General features: G+C 47.5%; 10 protein-coding genes. All 10 read left to right on the top strand.

The annotated features are described in order from the left end of the window. Nucleotides 1–5: 5 nt before the first annotated feature. The 10 genes from rsfS to ACOI06_RS13130 all read left to right on the top strand — a co-directional run bounded on the left by rsfS (nucleotide 6) and on the right by ACOI06_RS13130 (nucleotide 9,805). Complete coding sequence (gene rsfS, locus ACOI06_RS13085) at nucleotides 6–395, top strand: ribosome silencing factor (protein WP_420663039.1); 390 nt, start codon at nucleotides 6–8, stop codon at nucleotides 393–395. A gap of 10 nt (nucleotides 396–405) precedes the next feature. Then, entirely contained in the window at nucleotides 406–879 is a 474-nt protein-coding gene (gene rlmH, locus ACOI06_RS13090; protein ID WP_420663040.1) for a 23S rRNA (pseudouridine(1915)-N(3))-methyltransferase RlmH, read from the top strand. A gap of 3 nt (nucleotides 880–882) precedes the next feature. Next, a complete protein-coding gene (locus ACOI06_RS13095; RefSeq protein WP_420663041.1) occupies nucleotides 883–1,521 on the top strand; it encodes a Maf family protein in 639 nt (212 codons plus the stop codon). Next, the gene (locus tag ACOI06_RS13100; RefSeq protein WP_420663042.1) at nucleotides 1,518–2,342 is read left to right on the top strand and encodes an FRG domain-containing protein; all 825 of its coding nucleotides are present in this window, start codon (nucleotides 1,518–1,520) and stop codon (nucleotides 2,340–2,342) included. The genes ACOI06_RS13095 and ACOI06_RS13100 overlap by 4 nt, the downstream gene beginning before the upstream one ends. Nucleotides 2,343–2,449: 107 nt before the next feature. Next, nucleotides 2,450–3,436, top strand: a complete 987-nt coding sequence (locus tag ACOI06_RS13105) for a TAXI family TRAP transporter solute-binding subunit (RefSeq protein WP_420663043.1) — start codon at nucleotides 2,450–2,452, stop codon at nucleotides 3,434–3,436. Between the two features lie 48 nt (nucleotides 3,437–3,484). Beyond that, nucleotides 3,485–5,395, top strand: a complete 1,911-nt coding sequence (locus ACOI06_RS13110; protein ID WP_420663044.1) for a TRAP transporter permease — start codon at nucleotides 3,485–3,487, stop codon at nucleotides 5,393–5,395. A 41-nt stretch (nucleotides 5,396–5,436) separates the two neighbouring features. After that, complete coding sequence (gene nadC / locus ACOI06_RS13115) at nucleotides 5,437–6,267, top strand: carboxylating nicotinate-nucleotide diphosphorylase (protein WP_420663045.1); 831 nt, start codon at nucleotides 5,437–5,439, stop codon at nucleotides 6,265–6,267. 11 nt (nucleotides 6,268–6,278) lie between these two features. Further along, a complete protein-coding gene (locus ACOI06_RS13120) occupies nucleotides 6,279–7,565 on the top strand; it encodes a hypothetical protein (protein ID WP_420663046.1) in 1,287 nt (428 codons plus the stop codon). Nucleotides 7,566–7,761: 196 nt separating this feature from the next. Continuing rightward, entirely contained in the window at nucleotides 7,762–8,649 is an 888-nt protein-coding gene (locus ACOI06_RS13125; RefSeq protein ID WP_420663047.1) for an amino acid ABC transporter substrate-binding protein, read from the top strand. Nucleotides 8,650–8,662: 13 nt separating this feature from the next. Continuing rightward, on the top strand, nucleotides 8,663–9,805 hold the full coding sequence (locus tag ACOI06_RS13130; protein WP_420663048.1) for a diguanylate cyclase domain-containing protein: 1,143 nt from the start codon (nucleotides 8,663–8,665) through the stop codon (nucleotides 9,803–9,805). The last annotated feature ends 675 nt before the right edge of the window (nucleotides 9,806–10,480 follow it).

Consider the following 10,480-nt stretch of genomic DNA (forward strand, 5'->3'; position numbering starts at 1 on the left):
CACGCATGGATATTCGTAAATTACAAAGAGCCGTCGTTGATGCGCTCGAAGACGTCAAAGCACAAGACATTAAAGTCTTTGACACCACAGGGCAAACCAGCCTCTTTGATCGCGTCATTATTGCCAGTGGCGCAACCAATCGACAAACTCGCGCATTGGCTTCTAGTGTCGAAGACAAAGTACGCCCCATGGGGGCGCAAGTCCTCGCACGTGAAGGCGATGAGGTGGGTGAATGGGTGCTGATCGACTTGGGCGATATCGTCGTTCACATTATGCAACCTGAAATTCGCCGCTACTACAACCTTGAAGAGATTTGGGGTTCCAAACCCGTCCGAATGAAGCTGCTGCCTGAATCAACAGCAGATCAGATGCCTCAACCCGCTCAGGACAACTGAGAGACCCGTTGTGAAAGTACAAGTACTAGCCGTCAGTCAAAAAACACCGGACTGGGTAAAAACCGCCTGTGATTTATATCTGAAACGACTCCCCTCAGACTGGCAGCTTGAGCTCAAAGAGGTTCGGCCTGCGCCTAGGCAACAGGGCAAAACGGCCGACCAAATGAAAGCGCAAGAAGGCGAACGACTATTAGCCGCTTTAAAAGAGCGCACGGGTTATAAAATCGCACTGGATGAGCGTGGCAAAACACGCACTACCATGCAATTGCATCAACTCCTGGAGACACAAAAAATGCTCACTCCCGAAGTGACATTTGTGATCGGTGGACCCGACGGACTCGCCCCGGAAGTACGCCAAGCCTGCGACATGCAATTGCAACTCTCTGCCATGACGTTGCCTCACAGCATGGTTAAAGTCTTTCTATACGAACAAATTTATCGAGTCGCGGCCATCGCCAACAACCACCCTTACCATCGGGAGTAAATCATGTGGCACCTGCATACAAGCAAGTTACTCTTGGCTTCAGAAAGTCCGCGACGACTCAGTTTGCTTAAACAGTTAGGACTCAATGTACAGGTGCTTCGATTGCCGCCGCAAGAAGACGATGAACCGGTATTCGACAACGAGTGCCCAGAAAATTACGTGAGTCGAACTTGTTTAGACAAGAACTTTCGAGCTCGCGCATACGTACAACAACACCAGCATGGTCTGGAAAACCTTCCTATTCTGACGGGCGATACCACCGTTGCTTTACAGGGTGAAATCCTCGGTAAACCAGAAAGTCCGCAACAAGCCTTACAATTTCTGCGTTTGCTCAATGGCCAAACACATGATGTATTCAGTGCAGTGGCTGTGTGTTGGGAAGATGACATTGACTATATCCGGACTCATACTAAAGTCACGTTTTCTAAGCAGCCAGACGATGTGCTCAAGCAGTACGTCAAATCAGGTGAGCCCATGGGCAAAGCGGGCGCCTATGCGATTCAAGGGCTCGCAGCCGCTTTTATTGCACATATCGAAGGTAGTTACACTGGAGTTGTCGGCCTACCCGTCTATGAAACAGTCACTTTGCTGCAAACTATGGATCTAATTAGCTGCACCGATTCCAACGGAGTCCTCACATGAAAACTCTGGACATCACCAATTGGCAACAGTTTCTGGATACGATCAGTACATTAGATCAATGGGCATTTCGAGGTCAGGTCGTCTCAGGCGTGCCACTCTATAGCTCTTTGTCACGCAGACTGATGATGCTAGATGCCCCCGCAGAAGAATGGGCATTGCGCGAACAAAGAACCGTGCGTGTGTTTCGACGTAAAGCCCATGTGCATATCGACAGTCACAGCGCCTTAGACAACACTCTGCGCTGTCTGGCTATGATGCAACATCATGGGGCTCCCACCCGTTTGCTAGATTTCACTAAATCGCCATTTGTAGCTGCTTTTTTTGCGCTTCAAGCAGCACGCTCAGACTGTACGGTCTATGCACTAAATACCCCAGCCTTGTGGTCTCTCGCCCCTAAAAACTTTCCAGATTTAACCAGAAATACGATTAATCCTCGACACAACACTCAGCTTGAGACCTATTTCTTGAGCAACCAATTTCCAGTGATTTGGTTTGGTGAACCTGATGAAATGGACAGTCGCTTGGTCGCTCAATCAGGCTTATTCGTCATTCCAGGGGTGCTAAACATGTCGATTGGCGAACTTCTGCAAGGCTATGAAACGCCCGAGAGTGGCGATTTGCTCGTGCGCTTGAACTTACGAACAGAAATGCGTCAGGAAGCCATGCGTGAGCTCTACCGCATGAACATTACCCACGCAACACTCTGGCCAGGGTTGGATGGACTAGCGGCTTCCATGCATCAGGAGCTAGAAATTGTCTGGCAACCACTGTTAGACGAGGCCAGTAAATTCATACACACGCCACCGTCAAAAACCTCATAACTTAAAATACGGTGCCTGTCAGTTAGAATAAGCACTTGTACATTTTATGTGCTTCGTTTACAAAACCATTGGTCGCTTGTCGTCCGACAAGCACTCAGGAGTTGGTCGTGATTATTCGGCGTTGTCTTGGCAGTCTTCTCGCAACTGCAACCTTAGCGTTTGCATCTATCGGATCCGTACAGGCAGGCGGTCCTTACAAAGTGACCCTCGCAGGTGGATCCGTGGGTGGCGCTTGGAGCGCAATTGGTACAGCGATCGGTGAGGTGATTAAAACCTCATACCCTGGTTCTTCATTTACCTATGAGCCAGGTCGTGAGGCCGGCAATCTCGCCCTTGTTTCTAGCGGCAAAGTGCAGCTAGGGATTGCACACGCACAAATGGCGTTGCGTGCAGAACAAGGTTTAACGCCTTTTACCAAACCATTGACTAACATCCGCGCCATTGCACTGATTGACCCGCAAGCAGCGGTTCAGATTTTGGCAACCCAATCATCAAACATCAAAAGCCTAGAAAAGGCTGCCGAAGAGAAACGCCCATTACGTGTTTCCTTAAATCAAAAAGGCACGTTAATGGCCATCACGGGTGAAGCGGTCTTGGCTGCTTATGGACTTTCTGTTGAGGACATCGAACGCTGGGGTGGTCGTGTGACCTATGGTCCTTACAACGCCGGCCTCGATCAAATGAAAAACAACCATTCTGATCTCATCATCAACATGCTCTCTTTCCCATCAAGTCAGATTGTGAATGCCTCACGTGATGTGGACTTACAGTTACTAGGGTTATCTAATGACAAAGTCGAGGCACTTGATGCAGAGCTTGGCACAAAACCCATTAAGATGCCCGCTAAAACCTACGATTTTCAAACCAAAGCCATTCAAACAATTACAGGTAATGTGATTGTCTTTGCGTCGACAGACATGAGTGATGATGAGGCAGCTGATCTTGTGCGCGCTCTGCTGAACAATTTTAAATTTCTGCAATCTGCGCATGCGACGCTAGCCCGACTGAGTCCCAAAGCGTTGACAGACACTGCACCCATCCCATTGCATCCAGGTGCCATCAAAGCCTATCAAGAAGCTGGCCTGTTGCCGTAAACCAACGTTACATCTGTAAAGACACCCGAACTGACAAGCCACCAACCCGTGAATCAACCGTCCACACCTGCTTCTTGGCGAATGTGGCTTGCCTCAGGGCAGCCACGCACTTTAGGCATCATTGCTCAAACCATCAGCACGGTCATCAGTCTGATGTGTGCATTGCTGTTCCTGGCAATCGCCTTTGGCTGGTATATGGATCCACTACTGGCGCTGCACCTTTTTTTGGGTGCTATTTTGTGCTTGGCTTTTATTCATAGAACAGGCAATCCACTCGGCACAAAAAACATGACATTTGCTGGCGCGCTCTTGGCCCTTCTGTCGATTGCCTGCTGTGGATATCTAGTATTTGAACAAGGTCGTCTAAGCGAACGTTTACCAGTTTTAGATCCTTTAACCGATCTCGATCTCGTCGTCTCGGTTGTTCTATTGATATTGGTTCTAGAAGCCACCCGACGCTGCATTGGCATGACACTCGTTGTCTTAGTCAGTGTATTTCTAATGTACGGGATTTGGGGAGATCAGATTGACGGGCCTTTCTATCACCGTGCCCTGTCTCTGGAAGAAATGGCCGATCATTTGGTCTTTACAACAGAAGGTTTATTTGGACCCGCCTTAGATGTTGCTGCACTTCTAGTTTTTGTGTTTGTGATTTTTGGGGCTTTGTTTGATCGCTTTGGCGGTGGCAATTTCTTTCATGACATTGCCCAGAGCCTCGTAGGCAATCAACACGGTGCACCCGCCAAAGTCTCTGTCATTTCATCCGCACTCTACGGTTCGGTCTCTGGTTCACCCACGGCAGACGTCGTCACCACAGGTTCCTTTACGATTCCCCTGATGGTTCGGGATGGTTTTTCTAAAGTCCGTGCCAGCGCCATTGAAGCTGCCGCTTCCACTGGCGGTTCTTTACTGCCACCTGTGATGGGTTCAGCAGCTTTCTTGATGAGTGATTTCACAGGCATTGCTTATAGTGAGATCATCATTGCAGCGGTTTTTCCAGCAGTTTTTTATTTTTTCTGCGTGTATATGAGCGTCAATAATCACGCAATGCGACACAATCTGGGTGCAAGTAATAAAAACCAACTGCCACGTTTCTGGCATGTTTTACGCAAAGACTGGGCTTATCTCGTCCCACTCATCACGATTATCTGGGCCGTACTGGCGCTCAATCGCCCAGCTTTTGCCGCAGCACTAGCCTGTCTGGGCATGCTGCCCGTGTTTTTAACGAAATCACAGTACCGTCAAGGGTTCTTCAAAAACCTAATCAAAGGTTTAGCCAAAGGCGTGGAACGCGTTATTTTGGTGGGCGTTGCCTGTGCAGCAGCCGGCCTTGTCGTGGGCACATTGTCGATGACGGATCTTACCGGCAAAATCAGCTCAGCCATGTTTGCCTTGGCGAGCGGAAGTTATGTGTTAACGATTATCACGGCCGTGGCGGTCATCGTGATTTTAGGAATGGGCATGCCGGTGCCCGCAGTCTATGCTTTATCCGCTGTCTTAGCTGCTCCTGCTCTGATCGCACTTGGAACGGATGTCTTATCGGCGCATCTGTTTATTGTGTACTTCTGCGCACTATCTGCGATCACACCACCTGTGGCCGTGGCTGCTTTTGCGGCGGCATCCATTTCAGGCAGTAATCCAATGGTGATTGCGGTGACCGCCTGCCGGATTGGTTTGATTGCGTTTATTATTCCGCTCATTTTTCTGATTCGCCCTGAACTTCTGCTTCAGGGATCGCCTACAGATATCATCGCTACAATAACAAGCACGCTAATCGGGTGTTGGGCCCTTTCAGGTGTAACTGAAGGTTATTTACTGGGCCATCTCAGTAAAGCGTCCAGATGGTTACTGGCCATTTTGACTGCTTTAATTTTTATCGCGAACAGCTGGATCAGTTTGGCGATCGGTTTATGCACCTTAATTTTTATATATGCCCGCCGCCATCAAGCGCAACGCTAAATGACACATAAGCTGATCAGGCATGAAGAAGGAAAAACACTATGTATGATGTCTTTCAGACTCAACGACTTATTGATCTTTGGTTGCAGGAAGACATCGGCGCTGGCGATCTAACTGCGCAATTGATGCTCGATGCAGACACTAACGGCACGTTTTACATGCGGGCTCGTGAAACCATCGTCATTGCCGGCATTCACGTCGCCAAACAAGTATTTCAACGCTATGACTCCAGTTTAAACGTCGATATCACTGTCAAAGATGGTCAAACTGTGCATGCTGGCGACCAGTTACTCACCGTCACCGGCAACTCAAGAAGCATCGTCACAGCCGAAAGAACAGCGTTAAACATCCTGCAGAGACTGTGCGCAGTTGCGACCGAAACCCGTCATTACTGCGATGCTATCGCAGGCACAAAAGCCCGTTTAATTGATACCCGTAAAACAACACCCGGTCTTAGAATGCTCGAAAAACATGCCGTCACTTGTGGTGGTGGTTTGAACCATCGTCTGGGCTTAGACAATGGCGTTATGATCAAAGACAACCACATTGCGATTTGTGGCAGCCTCACCAAAGCTGTACTACGTGCAAAAAAAGGCTTGCCTGTACTGACCAAGCTCGAAGTCGAATGTGATCATTTGGATCAAGTTCGTGAGGCACTCAGTGCCGGTGTCGATGTGATTATGCTAGACAACATGTCCTTGTCCGATATGCGCACAGCCGTCCAATGGATTGACGGGCAAACTAAAGTTGAAGCTTCGGGTGGTATTACACTAGAGACAATTAGAGACATTGCGATGACGGGCGTCGATTACATTTCAACCAGCAAAATTACACAAGCTGCCAGACCTGTTGATATAGGATTGGATGAATAGAGGATAAGCCCATGGAACCTGGTCAATTCATCTGTATTGTTGGACCCAGCGGCTCTGGTAAAGACACTTTAATTGACGGGATTCGTGATCAGGTTCCAGCCGATGCATTTGTCTTTGCACAACGCACCATCACACGCGCACCAGGAAAACCCGGGGAAATCTATGAAAGTGTGACAGAGGCAGAGTTTGCTGAGCGTGAGGCACAAGATGCCTTTTTAATCACCTGGCAAGCGCATGGTTTGCACTACGCACTCCCCAAAAAACTACTCGATGCGCAAAGACAAGGCAAACACATTATTGCCAATGGCTCACGCGCCATCGCTGAAACACTCCAAACTATCGTTCCTAATCTGACCTTTATAGAGATCACTGCCCCGCTTGAGATTCTCGCACAACGTATTCTGCTGCGTGGACGCGAAACATTACCCGAGATTGAGCGTCGCTTAAAACGGGCTGAAGCAGGATTACCCGCATCCATTTCAAAAATCACGGTCCACAACGATCTCACCAAAGAAATTGGCGTGACTCGTTTTATGTGCGCTGTGAGAAATCTTTGTCAATTGGAGCCGCTTACGCTAGCGCCCATCGATCGGTACATTCTCGCACTTAAACTCAATGCAAATGAATTACAAACAGCGTTAGAGAAAGCCTTCAATAAAACCCTACCTGACGAGCTCATAGAAGCCATCAACGTTCAGCAACTACAAACTGAACAAACTGATGACTTCAAATCAATGACAACGGCTTATTTCAAATTGATTTCTGACAGAATCCCCTGTAAATCGACATCACCGGACATAGTCCTAGGCTTTGAAAGTATGGGTCAAAGCAATGCAGAGCAACTAAAACGCGATGTGTACCAGCAACTCCAAGCTCGTACCGAATCTTGGACGAATCCCCAAGTCCATGTAGCAACCTTCGATGCCAAAGATAGGACAGCATCTCATGAGCTTTGGAGTGAGTTTGTCAAAAATCTCCTCAAAACTGCCAAGTCACACAATCTGTCAGCCACTAACTGGTTACTCATGCATACGCTTTGTGTTAATCGACTCAATGGCGTCACCCATCTAGGCCTTGAAATTCAAAGCACAGAAGGGACTGATCCCCAGGTTGAGCAAGTTACTGAAGGGACAAACAATTTAGCCCACATAGCCGCTCAATCAATTGGACTGAAGTTAATGGCCTGGACTAGCTCGCCACGACCCATTAAAGCACCGAACGGATCATCTGTCGCGGCAGAATATGCTCAATCGATGCTCAATACTTTCTTTTCTGACAAAACAAGCGACCAAGCGTAAGCACAAACCTTAACCACAAAATGCAAACGGCAAACAGAAAACTGCAAACCACGGTGTAACTGAAAGCCATTCATGATCAACAAAAATGACTTCATCGGTCTAAATACAAACAGATGTCGGTGTTTTAAGTACACTTCATTCTGAATGACGAACAACAAATTCATCACGTTAAGGCAACATTAAACTCAGAATAGATATGGCAGCTTTACTCTCTCGACAGCGTCGCCGTTTTTTGGTGGGATTATTGGCCAGTGTGGGGGCGCCTGTCATACACGCAGCACACCCACCCGTCTACAAGCTTCAAACGGAAGCATCTCTAAGCTATGCAAACTACTTACTAGAAGCTGCGATGCAGGCTGCGGGATTTCGTGCGGTACTAGAAAAAGCGCCTCAAGCCTCAGAGTTGCGTAGTCTTCATGAAGCACAAAGTGGACGCATCCATGTTGCGTTACTGCCACCGACTCCGGAACGGCTTGCACTTTACGCTGCCGGAAAAATCCGCATGATCCCAATCCCGATTGAGCGCGGCTTACTGGGATGGCGCATCGGTTTCATCCACAAAGATCATCAACACAAGACGGAAGGGATCAAGTCGCTTGAAGATCTCCAAGCCTTAACGTTCGGTCAAGGTGTTGATTGGTTAGACACAAAAATTTACCGTCAATCAAACATCACCACAAGAGAAATCCAAGCCTGGCGAAATGGCGAATTCATCAATCAAATTCGCACAGGCATCATCGATGTTTTTCCAATGGGAATTGATGAATCCATCAACTACTATCTGCCACGGTTTCAGCAGGCACATCCCGAAATCACACTGGATCAACATTTGTTAATCCGATACCCCTGGTTCCGCTTTGTTTGGGTGACTGCGGATTCCAGCGGTGATGAACTGTATGAGGCATTACAGACCGGTTTTGACGTTATTGCACAAAACGGTGAGTTCGAGTCACTTTGGCTCAAAGATCGCCAACCTTCAAAAACTAGCCATTGGCAAGATCGGGTCGAAATTGAACTGAACAATCCATTTTACGATCAATTATTAGTGCCTCAGCGTTATCAGCATTTGCTGCTCAAGCCATAAGAGGTTCACCAAATTGTCGCGTCACAAACTATACACACAGTTCTTACGTTTTTTACTGCCGCTGCTGCTGTTGACGTATTGTGTGGCAGCCATTCTGACAGCGATGCTTTATTCTCAAGATCAACGCATACAAGCTCAGAACCACCGCATGCAGACCATTGAAACCTTTGGGCGTGCATTGGCCAAACCACTCTGGGATTGCAATAGTCTGACTGCGCAAGGCATTATTGATTCAGTGACTCTGCAGCCAGATGTCCTTTGGGCCAGTGTGCCTGATCAGTGTGGTCAAAAAACGATCGAAGCCGGAATCAACCCTCAATCAAAAGACATCGATACAGTCACTATCCCTTTGCATTATCTTGATGAGTTTCACAAAAACCATTACCTAGGTGATTTCAAAATTGGATTTCATGCAATCTCATTACTGAAAACTGCTTCAAACGGACTGCTCACGCAACTCATTATCTTTTTATCTTTATTGGTGACCGTATTGTTCGGTGCTATGTGGAGTTTCGAACGCACCATTGGCAAACCACTGCAAAGATTGCGCCAAGCCATGCATCAGCATAAAACGCTCGACCCGATTCCTGGGAGCTGGACCAGTGAACTGACAGAAGTCACACAGACTTATAACCAACAAGTCGACCAGTTAAACCGTCAAGCACGTCATGATTCGTTGACAGGATTGGCGAATCGATTGAAGCTCGAAGAAGATCTGGTTCACGCAATTCGTCAGGCTAAAGAAACTCAGCAAGCGGCTTACCTACTATTACTGGATCTCGATAAATTCAAAATCATCAATGATCAGTACGGACATGCTGCAGGAGACAAAGTTTTACAAATTATTGCAGCGCGTTTGCGCAAATGCGTATACCGGACAGATACGGTTGCGAGAATGGGTGGCGATGAGTTTGTCATCATCGTGAACCAAACGCTCATTCACGTTGGTTTTGCTGACACAGTTGAAGAACTCATCGAACGCATTAAAGACAACATTACGCGACCAATCGCCTGGGAAGGCACCCACCTTGAGGTTGGAACCAGTATCGGGGTCGCACAATTAATCCTTCACGGCGAGACAAGTGACACTTTACTTGCCTATGCAGATGCGAATATGTATCAGCAAAAGTCACAACAACCGAATCTGCCAAGATAGTGTTTAGAGCGAATCTGACTAACAGAGCTTTCTGATCGTTAGCTTTCATTCAGTTTTTCAGACTGCGAGGATTGTTGCGTAGGAAACGGGCGTACCCTGATTTCGACAGACACTGAAAGTATTTCAGCCTCATACGAGCGCAGCATCTGTTTATCAATACATGCATTTCTCAAAGCCTCAAAACCGTGAACTACTCGCCGCTAAAGCAACGAGCTTCCAAAACAACAGCTAGGCTGCTATTTTTTCTTTTTTGACGCTTCTCTGGATGCTGCTAACATTGCTTTGCGCTTTATTAGTCTGACGCTTTCCTCCACGTCCAGTTTCAGTGTACTTAAATAACCTGATTGCTCTTTTCTTAATGACCATAGGTCCGTTGTTATCTGCACTGTCAGCGTATTCAGAGTGATCTGGGTGAGTGTAGCCGCACTGGGCGCACTCCTGACTGGTTTAGTTGAGAGCAATCTTAATTTACTAAGCATAATTTTATCAGAATAAAACCCATCAGTTGAAAACAAACTCGCTTGCTTGACGCGCACATGAGTGAACTAAGTTGCGCAAGCGGTTTGCTCAAATTAATGTTCACGTATCCACTTGAGAACTGATGGAGACTAGGCACTATAACTAGGACTGATCGGACAGATCACAAATACCGGGCTCGCTTTGGCGGGCCTTTTG

This window comes from Orrella sp. 11846 (genome assembly GCF_048820935.1).
Classification (GTDB): Bacteria; Pseudomonadota; Gammaproteobacteria; order Burkholderiales; family Burkholderiaceae_B; genus Algicoccus.